22 protein-coding genes are annotated in these 20,268 nt (G+C 67.1%); 6 read left to right on the top strand and 16 right to left on the bottom strand.

What is annotated here, in order from left to right; translation table 11 throughout:
• Positions 1-6 precede the first annotated feature (6 nt).
• The 4 genes from A5732_RS05760 to A5732_RS05745 form a co-directional block, all read right to left on the bottom strand.
• A complete protein-coding gene (locus A5732_RS05760; protein ID WP_064877274.1) occupies positions 7-975 on the bottom strand; it encodes an enoyl-CoA hydratase/isomerase family protein in 969 nt (322 codons plus the stop codon).
• A 29-nt stretch (positions 976-1,004) separates the two neighbouring features.
• Positions 1,005-1,841, bottom strand: coding sequence for a mycofactocin-coupled SDR family oxidoreductase (locus tag A5732_RS05755; RefSeq protein WP_076101355.1), 837 nt, complete (start codon positions 1,839-1,841; stop codon positions 1,005-1,007).
• Positions 1,841-3,043 carry a cytochrome P450 gene (locus A5732_RS05750; protein ID WP_076055493.1) on the bottom strand — a complete coding sequence of 401 codons (1,203 nt, stop codon included), beginning with the start codon at positions 3,041-3,043 and terminating at the stop codon, positions 1,841-1,843. The genes A5732_RS05755 and A5732_RS05750 overlap by 1 nt, the downstream gene beginning before the upstream one ends.
• 243 nt (positions 3,044-3,286) lie before the next feature.
• Positions 3,287-3,970, bottom strand: coding sequence for a TetR/AcrR family transcriptional regulator (locus tag A5732_RS05745; protein ID WP_076101353.1), 684 nt, complete (start codon positions 3,968-3,970; stop codon positions 3,287-3,289).
• A 221-nt stretch (positions 3,971-4,191) separates the two neighbouring features.
• Here A5732_RS05745 and A5732_RS05740 point away from each other — a divergent pair, with 221 nt between their 5' ends.
• The 3 genes from A5732_RS05740 to A5732_RS05730 all read left to right on the top strand — a co-directional run bounded on the left by A5732_RS05740 (position 4,192) and on the right by A5732_RS05730 (position 5,885).
• Positions 4,192-4,815 (top strand): SecDF P1 head subdomain-containing protein, encoded by a 624-nt coding sequence (locus A5732_RS05740; protein WP_076101350.1) that lies wholly within the window; start codon positions 4,192-4,194, stop codon positions 4,813-4,815.
• Positions 4,816-4,969: 154 nt separating this feature from the next.
• Positions 4,970-5,404, top strand: a complete 435-nt coding sequence (locus A5732_RS05735) for a DoxX family protein (RefSeq protein WP_253189011.1) — start codon at positions 4,970-4,972, stop codon at positions 5,402-5,404.
• A 106-nt stretch (positions 5,405-5,510) separates the two neighbouring features.
• Entirely contained in the window at positions 5,511-5,885 is a 375-nt protein-coding gene (locus A5732_RS05730) for a DoxX family protein (RefSeq protein ID WP_076055577.1), read from the top strand.
• Here the strand turns inward: A5732_RS05730 and A5732_RS05725 are convergent.
• Positions 5,880-6,746, bottom strand: a complete 867-nt coding sequence (locus A5732_RS05725; protein WP_076101347.1) for a sigma-70 family RNA polymerase sigma factor — start codon at positions 6,744-6,746, stop codon at positions 5,880-5,882. The two genes, A5732_RS05730 and A5732_RS05725, sit on opposite strands and share 6 nt — an antisense overlap.
• 65 nt (positions 6,747-6,811) lie before the next feature.
• Positions 6,812-7,804 (bottom strand): Gfo/Idh/MocA family protein, encoded by a 993-nt coding sequence (locus tag A5732_RS05720; RefSeq protein WP_076101344.1) that lies wholly within the window; start codon positions 7,802-7,804, stop codon positions 6,812-6,814.
• Positions 7,805-7,895: 91 nt separating this feature from the next.
• Between A5732_RS05720 and A5732_RS05715 the strand changes: the two genes are divergently transcribed.
• The gene (locus tag A5732_RS05715; protein WP_076101342.1) at positions 7,896-8,567 is read left to right on the top strand and encodes a class I SAM-dependent methyltransferase; all 672 of its coding nucleotides are present in this window, start codon (positions 7,896-7,898) and stop codon (positions 8,565-8,567) included.
• Here A5732_RS05715 and A5732_RS05710 read toward each other — a convergent pair.
• A complete protein-coding gene (locus A5732_RS05710) occupies positions 8,558-10,159 on the bottom strand; it encodes an arylsulfatase (protein ID WP_076101443.1) in 1,602 nt (533 codons plus the stop codon). The genes A5732_RS05715 and A5732_RS05710 overlap by 10 nt on opposite strands.
• Positions 10,160-10,273: 114 nt before the next feature.
• Here A5732_RS05710 and A5732_RS05705 point away from each other — a divergent pair, with 114 nt between their 5' ends.
• Entirely contained in the window at positions 10,274-11,293 is a 1,020-nt protein-coding gene (locus tag A5732_RS05705) for an NAD(P)H-dependent flavin oxidoreductase (protein ID WP_076101339.1), read from the top strand.
• Positions 11,294-11,297: 4 nt separating this feature from the next.
• On the opposite strand, the gene A5732_RS05700 is transcribed toward A5732_RS05705, so the two are convergent.
• The 7 genes from A5732_RS05700 to A5732_RS05670 form a co-directional block, all read right to left on the bottom strand.
• Positions 11,298-12,119 (bottom strand): class I SAM-dependent methyltransferase, encoded by an 822-nt coding sequence (locus tag A5732_RS05700; RefSeq protein ID WP_076055505.1) that lies wholly within the window; start codon positions 12,117-12,119, stop codon positions 11,298-11,300.
• A complete protein-coding gene (locus tag A5732_RS05695; RefSeq protein WP_064950056.1) occupies positions 12,116-12,583 on the bottom strand; it encodes a GbsR/MarR family transcriptional regulator in 468 nt (155 codons plus the stop codon). Before A5732_RS05695 ends, A5732_RS05700 begins: the two co-directional genes overlap by 4 nt.
• A 90-nt stretch (positions 12,584-12,673) precedes the next feature.
• Complete coding sequence (locus A5732_RS05690) at positions 12,674-13,666, bottom strand: alpha/beta fold hydrolase (RefSeq protein ID WP_081389593.1); 993 nt, start codon at positions 13,664-13,666, stop codon at positions 12,674-12,676.
• A 160-nt stretch (positions 13,667-13,826) separates the two neighbouring features.
• Positions 13,827-15,095 carry an amidohydrolase family protein gene (locus A5732_RS05685; protein WP_076101336.1) on the bottom strand — a complete coding sequence of 423 codons (1,269 nt, stop codon included), beginning with the start codon at positions 15,093-15,095 and terminating at the stop codon, positions 13,827-13,829.
• Positions 15,096-15,111: 16 nt separating this feature from the next.
• Positions 15,112-15,885, bottom strand: coding sequence for a class II aldolase/adducin family protein (locus A5732_RS05680; RefSeq protein WP_076101333.1), 774 nt, complete (start codon positions 15,883-15,885; stop codon positions 15,112-15,114).
• Positions 15,872-17,494, bottom strand: coding sequence for a class I adenylate-forming enzyme family protein (locus A5732_RS05675; RefSeq protein ID WP_076101330.1), 1,623 nt, complete (start codon positions 17,492-17,494; stop codon positions 15,872-15,874). The genes A5732_RS05680 and A5732_RS05675 overlap by 14 nt, the downstream gene beginning before the upstream one ends.
• A 36-nt stretch (positions 17,495-17,530) precedes the next feature.
• Entirely contained in the window at positions 17,531-17,830 is a 300-nt protein-coding gene (locus A5732_RS05670) for a hypothetical protein (RefSeq protein ID WP_142256563.1), read from the bottom strand.
• Between the two features lie 203 nt (positions 17,831-18,033).
• Between A5732_RS05670 and A5732_RS05665 the strand changes: the two genes are divergently transcribed.
• Positions 18,034-18,369 carry a hypothetical protein gene (locus A5732_RS05665; protein WP_076101325.1) on the top strand — a complete coding sequence of 112 codons (336 nt, stop codon included), beginning with the start codon at positions 18,034-18,036 and terminating at the stop codon, positions 18,367-18,369.
• 1 nt (position 18,370) lies between these two features.
• Here A5732_RS05665 and A5732_RS05660 read toward each other — a convergent pair whose 3' ends face one another.
• Positions 18,371-18,865 (bottom strand): hypothetical protein, encoded by a 495-nt coding sequence (locus tag A5732_RS05660; RefSeq protein ID WP_076101323.1) that lies wholly within the window; start codon positions 18,863-18,865, stop codon positions 18,371-18,373.
• A complete protein-coding gene (locus A5732_RS05655) occupies positions 18,858-20,174 on the bottom strand; it encodes a molybdopterin-dependent oxidoreductase (RefSeq protein WP_081395991.1) in 1,317 nt (438 codons plus the stop codon). The genes A5732_RS05660 and A5732_RS05655 overlap by 8 nt, the downstream gene beginning before the upstream one ends.
• Between the last annotated feature and the right edge of the window lie 94 nt (positions 20,175-20,268).

Here is a 20,268-nt window from a genome sequence, read left to right as displayed (position 1 = left end):
AAACGCTCAGGGCTTCGCGCGGCCCGAGCGGCTCAGGCGCCACTCCGGGGGGAAGTTCATGTCGTTGTCCTTGACCACGTTGTTGAGGCCCTTATTGAAAGTGCCTTCGGTGAGGTCGACTTCTTGCGCGTCGTTCTGGATCATCGGCAGCATGCCCTCGACCATGCCGGTCAGCAGGCTGCCGAAGTACTCGCCCTTGTGCTGCTTGTACAGCTCGAGGAAGGTCTTCTGCACCGCGACCGTGTCGGTCGGGCGGGACCGTGAGCACGCCATGGCGTACTTCTCGGTCTCGGCTTCCAGCTGGTCACGCGGCACGACGCTGTTGACGAAGCCGCAGTCGTACATCTCCTTCGCGCTGAACGGCCTTCCGGTGAACAGCATCTCGGAGAACTTGCGTAGGCCCATCGTCTCGGCCCACCACCACAGCCGCGGTCCCCAGCCCACGTACCGGAAGGCGGGGTGACCGAACAGGGCGTCGTCGGAGGAGATCACCAGGTCGGCGTCGCCGGCCTGGTAGAAGTGCCACCCGTAGCAGTAGCCCTTGGCCTCGATGATGCTGATCTTCCGAAGTTCCTGAAGCGGACGGTTTCCGGCGCGGGCCTTGGCGTAGAAGTCGGTGACGGTGGACAGGTAGCGGTACGAACCACCCGGCGGGTACTTGACGTCGTCATCGTTGATCGCCAGCTCGTGATGCAGTGGGAGACCGGGGTTCTCCAGCATGGGGCGCTGCTCGGGCAGGTCGCCGCCGCTACCGAAATCCTGTCCCTCGCCGCGGATCACGACCACCTTGACGTCGTCGTCCACGTTGCATTTGTGGATCAGGTCGGCGTAGTTCTGCCGCATGCCCAGACTCGTGGCGTTCTGCGCGTCGGGACGATCGAAGGTGATGTAGGCGATCCGGTTCTTCTTGTCCTTTTCGAACTTGATGTACTGCTCGGCTTCCTTCTTCAGCTTTTCGTAGTCATATTCGGGCATGGGCTTCTTCTTTCACTTGGGGCTGACGCCTATTTGAGCAAGCTGCCCGCATCGACGGGAAGCGAAACGCCGGTGACATAACGAGATTCGTCAGAGGCGAGGAACAGGACAGCATTGCTGATGTCGGTGGCTTCCACCCAAGGCACCGGCAGTGTGTGCATCAATTGCGAGATGGGGGCGAAGTCGTCCGGTCCGGGATTTTCCAGATCCGGGCGAAACAGCCGATAGGTGTTGTCGTTCATCACCATTGTGGTGCTGACCTGGGTGGGCAGCACCGAATTGACCCTGATCATCTGCTGGCCCAACTCGACGGCGAAGGCACGCATCAGGCCGATGACGCCGTGCTTGGCGGCGATGTAGTGCCCGGTGTTCGGGTAGGCCTTGCGGCCGCCCACCGAACTGGTGAGCACGATTGAGCCGCCGCGTCCCCCCGAAAGGATGTGCGGCACGCCCGTTTTCACGGTGTGCCACACGCCGCTGAGGTTGATGTCGATCATGTCCTGCCACACGTCCTCGCGGATCTTGTGCAGCTTCCTGCCATCGGTGCCGACGCCCGCATTGGCGACGATGATGTCGAGACGACCGAGCTGTTCGACCCCGCTGTCCACCGCGGCCTTCAGCGCGTCGTAGTCGCGGACGTCCACCTGGGCGGTCACGATGCGCCGGTCGAGGTTCTTGACCAGATCCGCCGTCTCGGCAAGGTCTTCCGGCGTCGAGTGCGGGTAGGCCAGGTTGTCGATCGGCCCGCAGACGTCGATCGCGATGATGTCGGCGCCCTCCTGCGCCAGCCGGACGGCGTGGCTGCGGCCCTGACCGCGCGCGGCACCGCTGACGAAAGCGACCTTGCCCTCAACCCGGCCGGTCATCACGGCACCAGGGAAGGCATGCACTCCCAGCCTCGGACCGTGGAGGTCGGGCTGAGGACTGCGTTGGTCAGGTCGACCTCCCACTCGGGGAATCGCTTCAGAATCTCCTCCAGCGCGACGCGGCCTTCGAGGCGGGCCAGGGCCGATCCCAGACAGAAGTGGGTCCCCATGCTGAAGGTGAGGTGCGGACGGACGCTGCGATGAATGTTGAAATCGCCTGCGTCGGGCCCGAACTGGGCCTCGTCACGGCACGCCGATCCGATGAGCATCATCATCACGCTTCCTTCGGGCACGGTCTGGTCGTGCACGGTGACGTCGCGGGTCACGTAGCGCGACACGTGTGGTGCCGGTGGCTCGTATCGCAGCAACTCCTCGATGGCCTGCGGGATGAGCGTCGGGTTCTCGGCGAGGTCCCGGCGCTGATCGGGGTGTTCGGCGAGAACCTTTCCGGACCAACCGATCAGCCGCGTTGTCGTTTCGTTGCCGGCCCCGGCGACGACGTTGAGGTAGACCAGGATCTCTTCGCGGGACAGCCGGCGGGTGGTCCCGGTTTCATCCACGAATTCGACGTTGAGAAGCTCGGTCATGATGTCGTCTGACGGATGCTCTGCACGCCAATCGATGTAGGCCTCGAACTGCTCGCCCACCGAGAGGCCATGCTGGGCGGCGTCCATGGGCTTGCCGGCCTCGGTGCGCAGCTGGGCGTTACCGCGGTCGCGGATGTACTCCTGGTCGTCCTCGGGGATGCCGAGCAGCATGCTGATGACCTTCATCGGCATCTGCGCACCCAGGTCGGAGACGAAGTCGAAGTGTCCCGAGCCGACCAGCGGATCCAGCAGTTGAGCGCAGAAGTCGCGAATCATCGGCTCGAGCGCGGCGATCCGGCGTGGGGTGAACATGCGCGACAGCAGCTTGCGATGCACGTCGTGAATCGGCGGGTCTTCGAAGATCAGCATGCCCGGCGGGATTTCGAGGTTGGCCTTGATCAGTTCCAGGATCGCGCCGCGCGCGGAGCTGTAGGTCTCGTGGTCGACGAGCGCCTTGCTGACATCGGCGTAACGGCTCACCGCGTAAAAGTCGTATTCGGCGTTGTAATAAAGCGGTGCCTCTTCGCGCAATCGCGCGAACATGGGATACGGGTCGGCGATCAACCCGACATCGTATGGATCGAACCGAACATGGCTATCGGTGCTCGCCGTCACGAAAACCCTCCTACCGCTGCAGTTTTAGATGCCCGCATGACCTGCACCAGGGCTAGCGCTGCCAGCGTCGCAGCGCTGGATTCGGTCCGGGCAATTTATACACTCCGCTTAATTGCGTCGCTCTTACTTCTGCACAAGCGCGGGAGAAAACGACGCATGAACGTGGGCTTACTCTATTCTCGTAGAGAACCATACAGCCGATGCCGTGGCAAGATCCATAGCCCGCGTGTCCCGGCGGCGGCCTCACGCGGACCCAGCCGCTCCGCGGCGCAACACCCGCAGGCCGCCGGTCTGGGTCAGCCGCCCCTTGTCCGAACTCTTCAGGATGCCGGCGGCGATCGCCGACAGGATCCCGTCGAGCTGTTCGGCGCTGTCGATGATCCGGTCGCCATGGGCGAACCGCTGCAGCAGGCCGTTGATGAACGTCAGCGTGACGTTGCTCAGATCCTCGATGACGGCCGGATCCAGCTCGGCGCCGTGCGGCATGAGCTGCACCAAGATCTCCCGGTGCAACTTGGTGAACTCGTCGGTGGCCTGCTGCAGAATCGCGGCCAGCGCAGGGTCGCGGGTGGCCTGCATGGTCAGCTCGTAGCGGGCCCTGGTCCGATACAACTGCGGATCGCTGCCTGCCTGGATGACCACCTGCGACAGCCGCGACGGCGCGCGATCCGCACCGTCGCCATCGGAGCTGTCCGCGATCGCCTGCAGCTCGGCGAGGTCGAGCTCGGCCGAGCGCTCGGCCACCGCGCGCAACAGCGCCGACCGGGTGCGGAAATAGAACGAGGTGGTGCCGTCCGGCACCCCGGCCGCGCGGTCGACCTTCAGATGGCTCAGCCCCTTGGCCCCGTCATCGGCCAACAGCTGGATCGCCGCGTCGCACAGATCGCGGCGGCGCTCGGCGGGGTTGGGCTTTCGGCGTTTGTCCATGATCTTCTAGACGGCGACCTTACTCTATATTCGTAGTGTCGGTAAAGGGCGCGCTTCCGCGCTCGCCGGAATTCCGCATGCGTGCAGGCCAAGCCGCTCCGGCACCCTTCATCGAATTGCGCGATTTCGACGCGGCGCTCTATCGGGCACCAAAGAAATTGCGGTGCAGGAGTTCCCGTCGGACATGGAATCAATGATCCTGCGGGTAGAGTGCAGCGAAGATGATTCACCGTCGATTCAGCGCGCCTCGATTCAGCGCGCAGAGCGCCGCCGCCTGGCTTGGGTCCATCGGCCTGCTCGCGGCACTGATGTGTGGCTGTCAGCAGACGCACAAGCCTGCTCCGTCCAACCCGTCGACCACCGCGCCGCCCAGCACGACCGCGCCGCCACCCCCGCCACCGCCGCCGGTCGTGCAGATCGCGCCGCTCCCGGTCCGGCCGGTGACCAAGTCACAGCCGACGACGCCCGCCGTGAAGTGCCCGGCCACGGACACAAACGCGCCCGTCAAGCCGACCGACGGCCTGACCACCTGTGACATCGGGCGGACCACCGTCTATACGTTGGGCCCCGAGACCATGCAGCTCGGGCTCGTCCGCGTCGACCCACCGAAGTCGTTGACCGCGGATTATTACGAACTGACCCTCGTGCTGGATCCGCCGTCGACGGCCGCGTGGACCACATTCACGGCCGCGCATCTGCAGGACCACATGGCCTTCATCCGCGACAACATGGTGCTGGAAGCACCGATCATCGAACAACCCGCCACGTCCGGGCGGATCGTGCTGACCACCCAAACGGCCCAGGCGGCGGCGCAATTGGCCCAATTGGTGGGTCGCCCCGCATGACAGCGACCACGCCGCGGCCGATGTAGGGTTCTCAAGCTTCACATCAAATGGCGGATCTCGCACCGCCGTTAACGCCAGTTGTCTCATTGGGTTGCCAAAGCCTGTCACATTTTGCGGCCGGCTCGCCTCATATAAGTAACACCACCGCTTATTGATGCGCGAGGAGATCACCATGGCGACGCTCACCAAGCAACCAGCGGCCTGGGCTGTCCGAGGTCGGGTCATCGTGTACTGGGTCTGCACGCTTTTGTTGTGCAGCGAGATGCTGGTTGGCGGCATGTGGGGCATCTTTCAGATTCCGCGCGCCCGAACGATGTTGGCGCACTTGGGCTACCCGTCCTACTTCGTTGTGTTCCTCGGGGTCTGGTACACGCTGGGTGGTGTCGCGCTGCTCGCCCCCCGGTTCCCGCGACTCAAGGAATGGGCTTATGCGGGTGCGACTTTCGTCTACACCGGCGCCGTCGTGTCGCACTTGTCGGTTCACGATTCGGTGGGCAGCGCGGTGCCCTCGGCTGTCTTCCTTGCGCTTACGTTCGCCTCCTGGGCGACGCGGCCCGGATCACGCCGCCTCGCGAACCCAACGATCTGATGGCTCCCGAAAGCCCTGGGCAGCACGTCTTCTCAACACGCCGTCACACTTTGACCTCGCGTCGGCTCATATCCGGGTGAGACCCGAAAACACAAAGGAGGCCACCATGGCCATTGCATACGTCACCCTCACCATCGTCACCGCCGCGATGGTCGCGTTCTCCTCCTACGCGCTGTTCTCGCGCCGCAAGTTCGTGATGGAGCCGATCCAGCGATTGCGGGTGCAGGAGTCGTGGTGGCCCTGGCTTGCGGCTGCCAAGGCAGCCGGTGCCGCAGGCCTGATCGCGGGCCTCGTGGTGCCGGCTGTCGGTGTGCTGGCCGGAATTTGTCTGATCGTCTATTTCGTTGGAGCAATAGCTATTTCGATAGCGCGTCGGTGGTACGGCCACATCCCCGCCCCGCTGACCTATGTGGCACCGGTGGTTGCAACGGTGGTGGTCGGTGTGCTGGCGGGCTGGCCGCACTGGACACCGCACTCATGAATCGGCCCGCGCCGCCCGGGCAGCCGAACCGGCGCGAACAGCGTCGATTTCGAGGACCCGGCCGTCCGCAACGGTGAACACCAGGATGGAGAACGGCCGTCCATCGATGGTGACCAATTTGCCGATTCGACCATTGACCAAAACCGGGTGCAGCTCAGCACCGCGGGGCGCACGGGCGAACCGGGACACCTCGGCGGTGCCGCGGTACTCGGCCTGTAGCAGGCCGGGACCGAAGTCGGCGCGCAGCACGATGTCCGGGTCGAGCAGTTTCACGAGTGCGTCGAAGTCACCGGCCCGCGCCGCGGCGAAGAAGGCGTCGACCACCTTGCGCTGGCCGGCCACGTCAGTCGCCGCGGCCGCCAGACCGGCATCGCGCACACGCCGGCGCGCCCGGCTGGCGAGCTGGCGAGCGGCGGCGGGCTGCCGATCGATCAGGCGGGCAATCTCGTCGAATGGCAACTGGAACGCATCATGAAGCACGAAAGCCACCCGCTCGGCGGGAGGCAGCCGGTCAAGTACCAGCAGCAGCGCAAGGCCAACCGACTCCGCGAGCAACGCTTCCTGCTCGGGGCCCAGGCCCTCATCCGCGGTGATGATCGGGTCCGGAAGCTCAGTGCCGATAAGGTCCTCGCGGCGGCTTCGCCGGGACCGCAGTAGATGCAGGCACTCTCGGGCCACCACGGTGGTCAGCCATCCGCCGAGGTTATCGATCTGATCGTCGCCGGCGCGGTTGAGACGCAGCCAGGTGTCCTGCACGGCGTCGTCAGCCTCGGCGCGCGATCCCAACATCCGGTACGCCAGCGCGCGGAGGCGAGGACGGTGCTCCTCGAACTGGCGTGCCAACCATTCGTTCTCATTCATCCCTCGACGCCTTCCCCGTTGCACGGTTCACTAAAGATGACACCGTGCACGCCCAGAATGTGACGTCAGCTCGGGTAGCGCAGCGGCAGACCCGCGGCGCGATAGATCGCGTCGATAACGGTCATGTTGTCGATCGCGTCGTGCGGGGTGGTCTTGACCGGTTCGCCGCGCAGCACCGCCGCGGCGAACGCGTCCAGTTGATACGCGTAGGAGGCCCGGCGCCCGAACCGTTCCGCCCGTCTGCCCCGCCGGGACCGCACCGACAGCCGATGGAAAGTCTGTGGCAGCACGGGATTCAGGATGCGCAGCTCACCGTGTTCGCCGATCACCCGGGCGCTGATCTGCAGCAGCCGCGGCGACCACATCGAGCAGCGCACCCGCCCGGTGTGGCCGGCCGGGAACCGCAGGTCGGCGGTCATGGCCCGGTCGACCCGTGGGTCGCGCAGTTTGGCGTGCGCCGAAACGACTTCTGGGCGGGGCCCACCGAACGTGCGGGCCATGTGCACCGCGTAGCAGCCCGCGTCCATCGTCGCCCCGCCGGCAAGCGCGTAGTCGTAGCGGATGTCGGAGAACTTCGGCAGCGGGAAACACAGCGCGGCCTCCACGTGCCGCAGCGTGCCCAGCTCGCCGGAGGCGATGATCTCCTCGGCGCGCAGCGTCAACGGGTGGTAGCGGTAGTGGAAGGCCTCCATCACCACGCGGTCCGAATCCGCTGCCAGCTCGGCGATTTCGCGTGCCTCGGCTGCGTTGGCGGTGAACGGCTTTTCGCACAGCACGTGTTTGCCCGCGGCGAGTGCGGCCCGGGTCCAGCGCCCGTGTAGGCCGTTCGGCAGCGGGTTGTAAATCGCGTCGACGTCGGGGTCGGCGATCAACGCGCCGTAATCACCGTGCACCGTGGGGATGTCATGTTGTGCAGCGAACGCCTGCGCACGCGGCACGTCGCGGGCCGCCACGGCCGCGACGATCACCTCCGCGTTCTCCTTGGCCGGACCGATCAACGCCACCGGCGCGATGCTGGCCGCCCCGAGGATGCCGATGCGTATCGCGGAGTCAGCCATCGCGGCCCTGGGGTCCGTACACGCCGCTGAGCTTATCGCCCGCCTGTCCAGCCGAGCTTGCCACACCTTGGTTTCCAGCTAGAGTCAGCGCATGGGGCAGGTAACGGACCGCTGGCGTGCCGCTCGGGTGGCATCGGCGTTGTACAACACCGCCGCGACGCATGACAGCATCGCCGCCGTGGGCGCAAAAGCGTTGTGGGGATTGGCGTTACACGATCTCCTGGAGGAGGTTCAGCGTGTCGGCGTAGCCCCCGCCGGCGCCCACGTACTGGATATCCCGTGCGGTGGCGGCTTTGCCTTTCGTGGCTTGCGGCCTGGGCAGGATTGCCGCTACGTGGCCGCTGACATTTCCCCGGACATGCTGAGGCGGGCACGCAGCCGGGCGACTCAGTTGGGGGTGGCCGACCTGATGGAGTTCACCGATGCCGATATCACAGCCTTGCCCTTCCAAGACAACACCTTTGACCTCGCATTGACCTTCAACGGCCTGCATTGTCTTCCCGACCCGCGAGCGGCGGTTTTCGAACTCGCCCGCGTGCTCAAGCCCGGTGGGATTCTTCGCGGCAGCACGTGTGTACGTGGTCGCGGCTGGCGTCAGGATCGTTTTGTGACGGCGCTGCGGGCGGCGGGCTTTTTCGGGATCACGCCCCAGGCTGGTGACGTGCAGCGCTGGCTCGGGGATGCGGGCCTCGAAGTCTCGGTTGCACGGCACAGCGGTTCAGTCGAGCTATTCGAGGCCGTTCGACCCAACGGTCACAATTGAACGTCGTACACCGAGATGGGATCCAGGATCACGCCCGTTTCCTCGACGTAACGATCCCACAGCGCCAGCAGCTCGGCCAGCTTGTCGGGCCGGGCCTCGGCCAGGTCGTCGATCTCGCCGAGGTCGGACGACAGATCGTAGAGCTGCCAACTGCCCGGTCCGTACGGTGGCGGCAGGTACAGCGCCTTCCAGTCGCCCTGCCGGATGGCGCGACGGCCGAACAGCTCCCAGCCCGTGCCGGTGCCCGCGTCGTGCACGGTCTCCGCGGCGCCCGTCAGGTAGCCCACCAGTGAACGGCCGCGCATCGGGGCCACCTCGCGGCCGCGGTACGACGTGCCCGGGTGCGTGGTCCCGGCCAGCTCCAGCAGGGTCGGCGCGATGTCCATCACGGTGCTGAACGCGGTGCCGATCTGTCGTTGGCGGGCGAAGCCGGGCCAGGTGACGAAGCCGGTCACGCGGATCCCGCCCTGGGTGGTGAACGCCTTGTGCAGGCGCGACGGCGCGGTGGCGGCCTGCGCCCAGCGGGGGCCATACCAGATGAACGACGTGGGCCGGCCAAGATTGTCCAGGCTGTTGTCGCAATGCTTTTCGATCTGCGCGACGATCTGCGGACCGCGCAGTGGCATCGCCTCCACGATCGCGCCCTCGGCGCCGTTGTCGGACATGAAGACGACGACGGTGTTGTCGAGTTCGCCGCTGGCCGAGAGGTAGTCGATGACACGGCCGACGTTGTAGTCCATCCGGTCGACCATCCCCGCGTAGACCTCCATGCTGCGGGCCGAACGCGCGCGCTGCTCGTCGGTCATGTCGGCCCACTCCGGCGCGCCGTCGGCCACCACCGGGTGGGCGACCACGTCGGGTGGACACAGGCCGAGCCGCTTGAGCGCGGCCAGGCGCTCCTCGCGCAGCGCATCCGGCCCGGCGTCGTAGCGACCCCGGTATTTCGCGACGGATTCGTCGGGCGCCTGCAGGGGCCAGTGCGGCGCCTGGAAGGGCAGATAGGCGAAGAAGGGCCGGTCGTCGTCGGGGGCGCGCTCATCCAGATACCGCAGCAGGGTGTCGGTGTAGGAGTCTGACGAATAGAAGTCGTCGCCGACGCTGACGAACTGGTCATCCTCGGTGTAAAGCGTTGGCACGGGCGAGAATCCACGTGCTCCCGATCCGCCGTAATGGCTGGCGCCGGCCGGCAGCAGGGCGAACGAGCGCTCGAAGCCACGCGCCCACGGCGACGTCTCGATTGTGGCACCCAGGTGCCACTTGCCCGACATCAGCGTCAGATACCCCGCGTCGCGCAACAGTTCGGGCAGCGCGACGACCCGGTCGTTCAGATAGCCCTCGTACCCGGGCGCGCCGCGGAATTCCGGGGACGCGACCTCGAGCATGGTGCCAATGCCGGCGATGTGGTGGTCGGTCCCGGTCAACAACATCGCCCGGGTCGGTGAGCAGGCCGGTGCCGAATGGAAATCGGTGAGCCGGATCCCCGCGTGGGCCAGCCGATCGAGGTTGGGCGTCTCGATCTCGCCGCCGAACGCGCCGATGTCGGAGAAGCCGAGGTCGTCTGCAACGATCACCAGGAAGTTGGGGCGCGTCACGCTCAAGCATCCTGCCAGGTCGGCCGGCGCAGCGGAATGCTGCCGCACCGGCCGGGCGCCGATAGGGTCTAGGCAGGCAGGCTTTTACGCGGCGCACAGAGAAAGGGCCTGGACATGTTGGCGCAGTTTGGAATGTCCGTTCCGCTGGTGGCGGCGCCGATGTCGGGCGGGCCGACCACCCCGGCCATGGTGTCGGCCGCCACCCGCGCGGGCGCGCTGGGCCTGCTCGCGGCCGGATACAAGACCGTCGAGGCCATCGAGGCCGAGATCAAAGCGGTTCGCGCCGAGTCAATCCCATTCGGAGTCAACGTCTTCGCGCCCAATCCGGTGCCGGTCGACCCGCAGCGTTACCACGCCTACGCCGCGATCGTCCAGGCCGAGGCCGACCAGTTCGGGCTGACGCTGCCACCCGAGCCCATCGAGGACGACGACAGATTCGACGAGAAGATCGCGCTGTTGCTCGACGACCCGGTTCCGATGGTGTCGTTCACTTTCGGCATTCCGTTGCGCGACGTGATCGCCGCGCTGCAACGCGCCAACAGCGTTGTCGTGCAGACGGTCACCACGGCCGACGAGGCGGCGCGGGCGCACGACGCGGGCGTCGACATGCTCGCCGTGCAGGCCGCCGACGCCGGCGGCCATTCCGGCACCCTCTCGCCGCAGCGGCCGTTGACGCCGGTCCCGATCGTCGACCTGGTCAAGGAAGTCGTCGCGAAGGTGCCGCTGCCGGTGATGGCCACCGGCGGGCTGGCCACCCCCGCCGCGGTGGCCGAGGTGATCCGCGCGGGCGCGACCGCGGCCGCCGTGGGCACCGTGCTGTTGCGCGCCACCGAAAGCGGTGCCTCGGCCACTCATCAGGCGGCCCTGATCGATCCCGCCTACACCGAGACCGTGCTGACCCGCGCCTTCACCGGCCGGCCGGCCCGCGGCCTGCGCAACGCGTTCATCGACGCTCACGAAGCCGAGGCGCCGGCGGGCTATCCCGCCATCCACTACCTGACCAGCCCGCTGCGCAAGGCCGCTGCGGCGGCGGGCAGGCCGGACTACGTCCACCTCTGGGCGGGCACCGGATACCGGCACGCGACCGCGGAGTCGGCCGCCGACATTCTGGGCCGGCTGGCGTCCGACCTGTGATCAGTCAGTATTCGAAACGGTTCAACACGTCGTAGTGGCGACCCGCCGTCAGCCATGTCAACCGGTAGATCAACCGCACCGCCGCCGACGGGATCCGGTTGTAGTCGGCCAGCACGGGTGTCTGCTCGAGGAACCGCAGCCGGGGATTCCAGGTGGCTATTTCGCGCACGTCCCGGATGCCCCACTTGATGATTCCCCGGGTGAAGAGCTTGGACATCAGCGGTGCCAGCGCGGAGAGCGTGTCGAAATGCATTTCCCCGCCGGTGAATCGGTCGGTCAGGCGCTGCAGCAGGCGCCGCACTTCGTCCTCGTGCAGGTACATCAGCAGGCCCTCGGCAATGATCAGCGTCGGGCGTCCGGTCGGGACCTGATCGAGCCACTGCAGTTCGGTCACAGATGAGCCGATCATCCGGTAGCGGTCGGTGTCGTCGTAGAGCCGGCGGCGGAGCCCGATCACACTCGGCTGATCGACGTCGAACCATAGGACCGACGGCGGTGGGGCGAGCCGGAAGAAGCGGCCGTCGAGGCCGCAACCCAGGTGCAGCACAACGGCATCCGGGTGCCGGACAAGGAAATCCGTGCACCAGTCGTCGAGCTGTCTGGCCCGTAACGCGACCAGGTATTGATTGGCCGCCGGCCACGACATCCGGTGAATTCTCTTGAAGTCATACGCGATCCGGTCCACCGCTTCCGCGGCCGCCCGATCCCCCAGAATCGGCCGCTCCGTGCGGCTCTCATGCGCGCGCAGGTACAGCGTGACGAGGTTGGTCCACTCCACCGAACCCCAAGGGACGGAGTTGAAGTCGACTAGTTCCGTCGCGGTCATGGCTTCTTCCTTTTCCGATATTCGGTCCACATTTTCATGAGTTGGTCGCCGTAGGCCTGGGTGCAGAATTCGCAGAAGTCGCGGAAATCCTCGACGCGCTGGCGCTGTTCGGCCCGGTCCTCCCCCAGCACCGACAGCGCGAAGTCGGCGGGTTCGATGCCCAGCCGCATCAGTGACAGCTGCGTTTCCAGGACGCTGGTGAACCCGCCCGGCCTGACGCGGTAGAGGTGCTGACGGTTCGAGCTGGGCAGCCGCTCGACCATGCCGCCGTCCAGCAGTTGGCGGGCGACGGTGCTGATCGAGGCCTTACTCACCGATAAGGCCTCGGTCAGTTCGGTCAACGACTGCTGCGGTGGATCACAGATCAGCAGCCAGCCATAGACCCGGCCCATGGTGCGGGTTGCTCCGAGGAGCTCGAAGAACAGCCCGAGGCGGTCGACGAACTCGGCCTCTTCCGGGGACATGTGCCTCCAGTTCGTTCAGTACGTACTAAACGTAACTTACACCGATGGGTCGGTTCGGGGAACCGCGTCCGGGTTCGGGCGCGTCGAGTGTCAGCTCGCGGCGCCCCGCGCGGCCAGGGTGCGCATGCCCAGCACGCTGTCGATCGCGTCGCTGACACACCGCGGCCGCTCTTCGAGCAGCATGTGCCCGGCGTCGGGCTGGTGCAGGTGGGTGGCGCCCGGGATGGCCGCCGCCATGTCGCGCGCGTGCGCGGTGGGGGTGGTCAGGTCGGCACCGCCGCTCACGACGACGGTGTTGGCGCCGATGGTAGCGAGCGCGTGGTACTCGTCGTAGCGCTTCAGGCTGGGCAGAAAGCCCGCCGCCGTGGTCAACGGCGTGGTGCGGATGGCCGACACCGTCAGTGCGGCCGCGCCCCGCCAGTCGGCACCGGAGTATTTGGCCAGGCCGCTCAGGGGGCGGGCCAGTCCGTTGATCGCCCGGTCCATGGCGCGGTGGGGAATGTGGTGGACGAGTTCGAACAGCATCTCGGTGGCGCGCGTGTTCAGCAGCCGGCCGAGGCCCCGCTCGGCGAGCCGGCCCGCCGCGGTGGCGACCAGGACCAGGCCCTGCGGCTCGATCGGACGATCGGCTGCGGGACGGCCGAGGTAGGCCAGCGCGGTCATGCCGCCCATGGAGTGACCGGCCAACGTGAGTGGCCCGGTGACGCGCAATGCGGTGAGGACCTCGGCGAGGTCGTCGGCCAGCCGGTCGATGCGGTAGGTGCGCATGTCGGCACCGGTGGATTCGCCGTGGCCGCGGTGGTCGTAGGTGATGATCCGCACGCGGCTGCCCCACCGGCGCAGCAGGTGCCGAATCTGCAGTGCCCAACTCGACTGGGTCAGGCAAAGGCCGTGCAGCAGAACGATGGTGTGCTCGCGGGCGCCGGCCGAGCCGTAGTCGCGAACCGCAAGCCGCACGCCGTCACTCGTGGTGACCGTCCGCTCGGCATAGCCGCCACGCTTGGCTTCCAGCCGCCGCGGCGGCGTCACGTTGGTCGAGCGGTACGCGTTCGATCCCGTAATCAGTTCTGGCTCAATGAACACGGCGAACTCCTGACCGGTGGCGATGCCGAGGGGGTCCCGGCACCTCGTTGCGATCGAAGTTACGGACCGACACGGGCCATGACTCGCTTGTGCGCGATACCCACGCAACGAGCGATTTTCGCAGTTTTGCGCATTGTGCTCGGGCGACGGGAGCGCCCGGTCAGAACGCCTCGGGGTCCTCCTGCACCGCGGCCGGCACCGGGTGCCGGTAGAGCCGAGACGCGTTCTCCCAGCTGAATTTTCGAATGACGTCGGCCGGTAGATCGCCGATCTGCTCGTGAATGGTCTGCTGGGTGTGTGGCCACGTCGAGTCGCAGTGCGGGTAGTCGGCTTCCAGCATGATGTTGTCGACGCCGATCCGGTCACGCTGTACGAACGAGGACTTGTCCTCGACCGCGCAGAACCAGAAGTTACGGGTGAGCACCTCCGCCGGGGTCAAGGGCTCACCGAGCGCCTGCCACGTGCCGTACATCGCGTGATAACTCAGCATGTGATCGAGCCGATCGAGTAGGCCTGCCACCCAACCGATTCCACCTTCGGACAGGCAGATCTTGAGGTCGGGGAATCGGCTGGGCAGCCCGGAGTACAGCCAGTCGACCGCGGCGGAAATGGCGTAGGCGAAGAACAGCACACCCTGCACGTCCGGTGGCGCGTCCGCGGTGGTGGACGGTGACGACCCCGACGATCCGATGTGCAGGTTCACCACGGTGCCGGTCTCGGCGCAGGCCGCCATCAGCGGATCCCAGTGATCGGTGTGAATGCTGGGCAGCCCCAGCATTGCCGGGTTCTCGCTGAACGTCACCGCGTGAAAGCCGCGCTCCGCGTTTTCGCGGATCATCGTCGCGCCGAGTTCGGGATCGAGCAGCCACGGCAATTGGCAGGGAATGATCCGGTCGGGATACGACCCCGCCCAGACGTCGAAATGCCAGTCGTTCCAAGCCCGTACCGAGGCCAGCGCCAGGTCGCGGTCGCTGGTCACCTGCTGCAGCCGTTGCCCGGCGAAGCCCGGCAGGAATGACGGGAAGTTCAGCGAGGCGTAAATGCCGTTGAGGTCCATGTCCTTGACACGGGCGTGGATATCCCATGCGCCCCTGCGCATTTCGTCGAATCGGACCGGTTCGAAGCCGTACTCAGACACCGGCCTGCCCACTACGGCGTTGAAACCGACGTTGGGCAATTCCTGATTGTCGTAAATCCACGTCTGCCCGCCGCTTTCGGTCTCGACGACTTTCGGCGCCCGGTCGGCGTACTTGCGGGGCAGGCGACCGGTGAAGGTGTCCGGGGGCTCGACGATGTGATCGTCCACCGAGATCACCGTGTAGCGGCGCGCGGCCCGGGGCGGGTCGGGCAGGAAGGTGACCGAGCGGTCCTCCCCCGTCTTGGCCGTGGTGAAGTTCAGGTCGGTGGCGAGTTCGTCGATCGATTTCATGTGTAGGCAGTCCGCTTCAGCTCAGCACGTCGGGGTCGGCGTTGATCGTCATGCGCGCGGCCCCGGCCCAATACACGTCGGCCGCCCGCTCGATCAGCGACCGTTGCATGCCGGCCATGTCCGACCAGTTCATAAGCACCGGATCCCGGCCGGTGAGCAGGACGTCATAGGCAAGCTTGCAGACGCGTTCGATGGACGCGGCGCGGTAGACGGCCTCGGGCAGGTTGCGGCCGGTCGCGATGACGCCGTGGTTGGCCAGGATCGTCAGGTTGGCGCCGCCGATCCGCGCGGCGAGTTCCGCGGCGCGCGCGGGGCTGTCGATCTCGCCGTCGTAGGTGTCGACCAGGCACAGGTCGTCCAGGAACAGCGAACCGGTCTGGTGCACCAGCTCGGGCAGCCTGCCCAGCGCGGCGAGCACGCAGACGTAGTAGGGATGGTTGTGGATCACCACTCGGGCGTCATCGCGCACCCGGTGCAGTTCGGTGTGGATGTGGATGGCCGGGGTAACGTCCCAGCGCCCGCTGACCACGCGCGCGTCGCCGTCGACCACGCAGATATCCGACGCGGTGATCTCCTGCCACCACAGCCCCCACGGGTTGACGAACATGTCGGTCTGGCCGTCGAGCTGCCAGGTGATGTGTCCTGCCATGTTCTCGGCGAACCCGATGCCGGCCAGGTGACGGAAGGCGATGGCCAGCGCTTGCTGATTCGACAGGTCGACGCCGATGGGCGGAACCACCGACGGTGCCCAGACTTCCAACCCGCCGCGGCGGGCTTCAGGAGCGTTCATGACCGCCCTCCATTCTGGCTCCAATATCCTCGCGCAGCCGGCCTTTGGCTATCTTTCCGCCGGATGAGCGGGGCAACTCGTCGACCACGATGAGCCGCTCGGGCAGCAGCTCTTTGGAAACGCCCAGCGCCAGCAGGTGTTCGACGAGTCCGGGCAGGTCGACGGTGCCGGCGTCGGTGAGTTCGGCGTAGAGGCAGACCTTTTCGCCGAATACCGGGTCGGGCATGGCGACGGCCGCCGCGATCGCGATGGCGGGATGGGTCATGACGGCGTCTTCGACCTGGCTTGCGCTGATGTTCTTGCCGCCGCGCACGATGAAATCGGACGTACGCCCGGTGACGCGCAGGTAGCCGTCGGCGTCGATTTCACAGATGTCGCCCATGCGCATCCACCCGTCGCGGGTGAACAGCTTGTCGTGGTCGGTGCCGCCGAGGTAACCGAGGCTGGTCGCCGGCCCCCGGCAGGCGGGCTGGCCGCGCCCCGTCGCGGTGACGTCGCGGTCCCCGTCGAACAGCCGGACCTCCATTTCGGGGATGAGGCGGCCGCCGGTGCGCAGCCGGCGCTCGCGCGAGTCGTCGACGGTGGTGGCGCTGAGCATCCCGGTCTCGTTGGAGCCGTAGAACTGCAGGATTTTGGCGCCGGTGAGTTCCTCGAACTCGGCCGCGGGCCGGTACGGCAACGCCTCCCCGCCGGTGTACACGACGCGCAGCGAACTGAGGTCGTGGCCGCGGCTGGCCGGGTCCGCCATCAGCATGGTCAATTGCGTGCTGACGCAACATAATACGGTGACCTTATGCCGGGCTATCGCCTCGCAGGTGGCCTTGGTGGTGAACCGGTCCAAAATCACCGCGGTGGCGCCGAGGTAGATCGGGGTGGTGTGACTGGTCCACAGCCCGAACCCGAACGGGGTGGGAATCACCGGCAGGAATACCTCGTCGCTCGTCAGCAGCCCGTTGGCGACGGCCTTCTGGTGGAAGTAGTGCCACCGGTTCTGGGTGTGCACGACACACTTGGGCAGCCCGGTGGTGCCGGACGTCGAGTTGATCAGGAAGACATCGTCGGGGCCGAGTTCGCAGCCGGCCGCCGGCGCCTTGGGCTCGGCGTCGACGACGAGCCGAAGCGTCCCGCCGTCGTGGCTCAACACCACGCCGGCCACCCGCAGTTCGTCGGCCACGTCCGCCGCGGTGCCTGCCCGGAGCGGGTCACTGATCAGGATCTTCGGCTGGGCGGTGCGCAGGATCGCCGACGCCTCGCGGGCGCCGGCGCGCGCGCCGATGCCGACGACCACCGCGCCACAGCGTTCGATTGCCACGAACAGCACGTGAATGGCGGCGGAGTCGCCGTGCCATACCGCCACACGGTCGCCGCGGGTGACGCCGGCCCCGGTCAATGTCTCGGCCAAACCGTTTGCAGCACGGTTGAATTCACGCCAGGTGAACGCGGTTCCGCCGTGGTCGACATAGGCGGAGCGGTCGGGTGTCCGTTCGGCATTGCGACGCACCGCGTCCGACAGCGTCGCATCGCACCACCAGCCGGCCGCGCGAAAGCGGGCCGGGTCCTCGTCGGTGAACGCCGGCGAGCCCACGGTTTCCAGCCCACCGGCACTCATCACCAAATGATAGGAAAGCCGCCCGCGGTTTCGGCGCTAGGGATTCGGCGGGGCGGGCGCGGCGTGCTGGTTGTTGTCGACGCTCGGGCGGCGCGGGCGCGGCGACGGGCAGGTGACGTTGCGAATGCACCCGCAATTGAGGCCGATGATGCAGCCGCCGCCTCCCCCGACTTGTTGCACCGGCACGGCACCGCCCGGGGCCGGTGGCGCGGGCGTCACGACCGACGGCGTGGCGGTGGCCGGCGGTGCGCCGCCCGACGAGAGGGCGGCGGCCAGGGCGACCGCGGTCAGGCACACGCACAGCGCGGCACGTGTCCTGGCGTTCGGGGTCCCCACGAGGCACAACAGTAGTTGCTGGTGGGTAGACGCGCAGGTCACGACGCCGAACTACGAGCACACTCCAAGGATTCTTCAAGGCGTCGGCCGCAGGGTTACGTCGCCACAAGTTGGGATCGGTAGCGACGCAGGAGGTTTGCAGTTGTCTTCGGCGCCCACTCCCCAGCGAACGACAAAGGATTTCCGCGAATGAAGAGCCGCGAATGAAGAGCAAAGTCATCGTGCTGGCGGCCGGGGTGGCGCTCTCCCTGTTTCTGGTAGCGCGCTATTTTGCGCTGAGCCGGGCCGGCGTGCCGTTGGGATGGATGCTTTATCTGGGCCTACCGGTGACGGGGGCCGGCGTGCTGTTCGCGCTGCGGCTGCTCGAGCTGGGCGACGGCTGGGGTGCCGGACCGGATGCCTTGCGGCGCGGGGAATCTCCCGACGGCCCGCTCGCGCCATCGGAGCGGCTGGAGCAGCTGGAGATGTTGTATGCGCGGCGCGCCATCTCCGACCGCGAATACCGGGCCCTGCGTCTGGAGATCATCTCCGGCAGCTAGGTCAGCGTGGCCGCGCCCGGCGGCGCGCCGCTGCCCGCCTCAGGGCGTACACCCCGGCGCTGACGGCGAACATCGCGGCCGTCAGCAGCAGCCACCGGCCGAGAAACGGGTCCTGAGTCTGGCCGGTCGCCGCCCCGTAGGTGGTGGCGCCTTGCCGCACGATTCCGGGCAGGAACACCAGCAGTGTCAGGCCCGCCCCCAACGCGGGCACCCGGAGGTAATTGAGCACCGGCACAGCGGCATCGGCGCGCGCAGGCCGGGCGCGGCCGCCCGACAGCATCCGGTCAACGAGGGCGTAAACGGGGAACAACACCAGGTCGTGGGCGACGATGGCGGCCGCGAACCAGACGATGATCGATTGCCACCAGACGTGCGGGTTCCACAGCGTCACCGGTTTGACGACGGCGAGGACGTAGCCCAGCAGGGCGAAGCCGGCGATCATCGTCAGCAGGTGCAGCGGGTGGGATCCATAGATCCGCGCGAACGCGCTACGCATCTGCGGCCGTCCGAAAAGCGATGGAGGTCACCCACTTCGTGTTGTGCACGCCGGGGAGCGCGGGCACGATGATCCGCGCCGGGAAGCCGTGATCCGGCGACAGGTCGGTGCCGTTCACGCCCAGCGCCAGTAGGGCGTCCGGGTGCAGCACCTGATTGCGTTGCAGCGTCGCGCCGGTGAATGCGCCCGAGCGTTCCAGCGACGACACCCGTGCGGATTCCGGTGCCGGCACGCCGGCCAGTCGGGCGAGGTCGGCCAGTCGCACACCGGTCCACGTCTGGGTGGTCGACCAGCCCTCGACGCAGGCGATCGGCAGGACGGCGGTGTGCTGTGGCATCGCCAGCAAGGCGGCGCGGTCCAGCGCCACCGGCCGGGGGCCGCCGCTCAGGGTGAGCCGCCAGCGCTCCGCCGTGTCCGCGGTGGAGATGCCGGCCGCGGCCGCGGTGCGGTTGATCTCGAAGTCGTTGGGTCCGCTTCCGGGCCGGCGCCCGCGCGGCAGCAGCAGCGCGGCGGGCCGCGCGTAGCCACCCAGAGTTTGGCCGGCGGTGATGACCGCCAGGAAAAGGGCGCCGCCGCCCACCAGCGCCAGGGCGCCGCGGCGGCTCATCGTCGCCGGGGCGGGCTCGGCGGCGACGAGCCCGTCGGGCCGCCACGGCTGGGCCTCGGTGTCGGCCCGCCCGGTGCGCAGCACGTCGCGCAGCGACAGCGAGCGCAGGCCCGCCCACATCCGCCGGCTCTTGATCGCAACGTGCATGACGAAGCCGATGATGAACACCCACGCGCCGAAGTAGTGCGCGGTGTAGAAGCTGAACCCGAAGATGTAGTCGTACTGGATGTTCAGCACGCCGGTCACAATCTCGAACAGAATTCCGCCGACCAGCATCAGCAGCGAAACCCGTTCCAGCAGTTGGGCGATCGACCGCACCGGCGGAAACACGAAGAGCCGGGGGATCACCGACCACAGCTTGGCCAGCACCACCGGGATGAGGACGAGACCGAGCCCGACATGAAGCCCCTGGGTCAGCCGGTACAGCCACGACGGATTGGTGGGCCAATCGAAGGTCGGCAGCCTGAGCCAGCCGACATCGCCGGGGATGGCCTGGCCGAACCGCGGCCCGTAGGCGATGTAGGACAGCAGGCCGGTGAGGATGACGATCGGCAACATCACCAACAGCACCGAGCCGAACACCGACGTCAGCCATGGTCCCCGCAACGGGCTGCGCCACAGCCGAGCGACGTCACCGCGGGTCTTTTCCGCCGCGTCGATGCCCTCGGGAGCGGGCGCATCGGTCGTCTGCGTTGGCTTCATCCGCCCCTAACCGCTGTTCGCGAGCACGTCTGCCGTGCCGTCAACGATCATCCACGACGGGGCGGGGAAAAGGGTTCAGTTTTGACGGTCCGGC

The sequence above is a fragment of the Mycobacterium colombiense genome (assembly GCF_001953985.1).
In the GTDB taxonomy this organism is placed as follows: Bacteria; Actinomycetota; Actinomycetes; order Mycobacteriales; family Mycobacteriaceae; genus Mycobacterium; species Mycobacterium colombiense_B.
Note: the sequence above shows the minus strand (reverse complement) of the source record. Positions and strands in the feature narration are given on the sequence as shown.

Excerpts from the sequence above, each read along its gene's own strand:
- A5732_RS05760 (WP_064877274.1), bottom strand. The coding sequence starts at position 975 with ATGCCCGAATATGACTACGAAAAGCTGAAGAAGGAAGCCGAGCAGTAC.
- A5732_RS05755 (WP_076101355.1), bottom strand. The coding sequence starts at position 1,841 with ATGACCGGCCGGGTTGAGGGCAAGGTCGCTTTCGTCAGCGGTGCCGCG.
- A5732_RS05745 (WP_076101353.1), bottom strand. The coding sequence starts at position 3,970 with ATGGACAAACGCCGAAAGCCCAACCCCGCCGAGCGCCGCCGCGATCTG.
- A5732_RS05740 (WP_076101350.1), top strand. The coding sequence starts at position 4,192 with ATGATTCACCGTCGATTCAGCGCGCCTCGATTCAGCGCGCAGAGCGCC.
- A5732_RS05735 (WP_253189011.1), top strand. The coding sequence starts at position 4,970 with ATGCGCGAGGAGATCACCATGGCGACGCTCACCAAGCAACCAGCGGCC.
- A5732_RS05730 (WP_076055577.1), top strand. The coding sequence starts at position 5,511 with ATGGCCATTGCATACGTCACCCTCACCATCGTCACCGCCGCGATGGTC.
- A5732_RS05725 (WP_076101347.1), bottom strand. The coding sequence starts at position 6,746 with ATGAATGAGAACGAATGGTTGGCACGCCAGTTCGAGGAGCACCGTCCT.
- A5732_RS05720 (WP_076101344.1), bottom strand. The coding sequence starts at position 7,804 with ATGGCTGACTCCGCGATACGCATCGGCATCCTCGGGGCGGCCAGCATC.
- A5732_RS05715 (WP_076101342.1), top strand. The coding sequence starts at position 7,896 with ATGGGGCAGGTAACGGACCGCTGGCGTGCCGCTCGGGTGGCATCGGCG.
- A5732_RS05705 (WP_076101339.1), top strand. The coding sequence starts at position 10,274 with ATGTTGGCGCAGTTTGGAATGTCCGTTCCGCTGGTGGCGGCGCCGATG.
- A5732_RS05700 (WP_076055505.1), bottom strand. The coding sequence starts at position 12,119 with ATGACCGCGACGGAACTAGTCGACTTCAACTCCGTCCCTTGGGGTTCG.
- A5732_RS05695 (WP_064950056.1), bottom strand. The coding sequence starts at position 12,583 with ATGTCCCCGGAAGAGGCCGAGTTCGTCGACCGCCTCGGGCTGTTCTTC.
- A5732_RS05685 (WP_076101336.1), bottom strand. The coding sequence starts at position 15,095 with ATGAAATCGATCGACGAACTCGCCACCGACCTGAACTTCACCACGGCC.
- A5732_RS05680 (WP_076101333.1), bottom strand. The coding sequence starts at position 15,885 with ATGAACGCTCCTGAAGCCCGCCGCGGCGGGTTGGAAGTCTGGGCACCG.
- A5732_RS05675 (WP_076101330.1), bottom strand. The coding sequence starts at position 17,494 with ATGAGTGCCGGTGGGCTGGAAACCGTGGGCTCGCCGGCGTTCACCGAC.
- A5732_RS05665 (WP_076101325.1), top strand. The coding sequence starts at position 18,034 with ATGAAGAGCAAAGTCATCGTGCTGGCGGCCGGGGTGGCGCTCTCCCTG.
- A5732_RS05660 (WP_076101323.1), bottom strand. The coding sequence starts at position 18,865 with ATGCGTAGCGCGTTCGCGCGGATCTATGGATCCCACCCGCTGCACCTG.
- A5732_RS05655 (WP_081395991.1), bottom strand. The coding sequence starts at position 20,174 with ATGAAGCCAACGCAGACGACCGATGCGCCCGCTCCCGAGGGCATCGAC.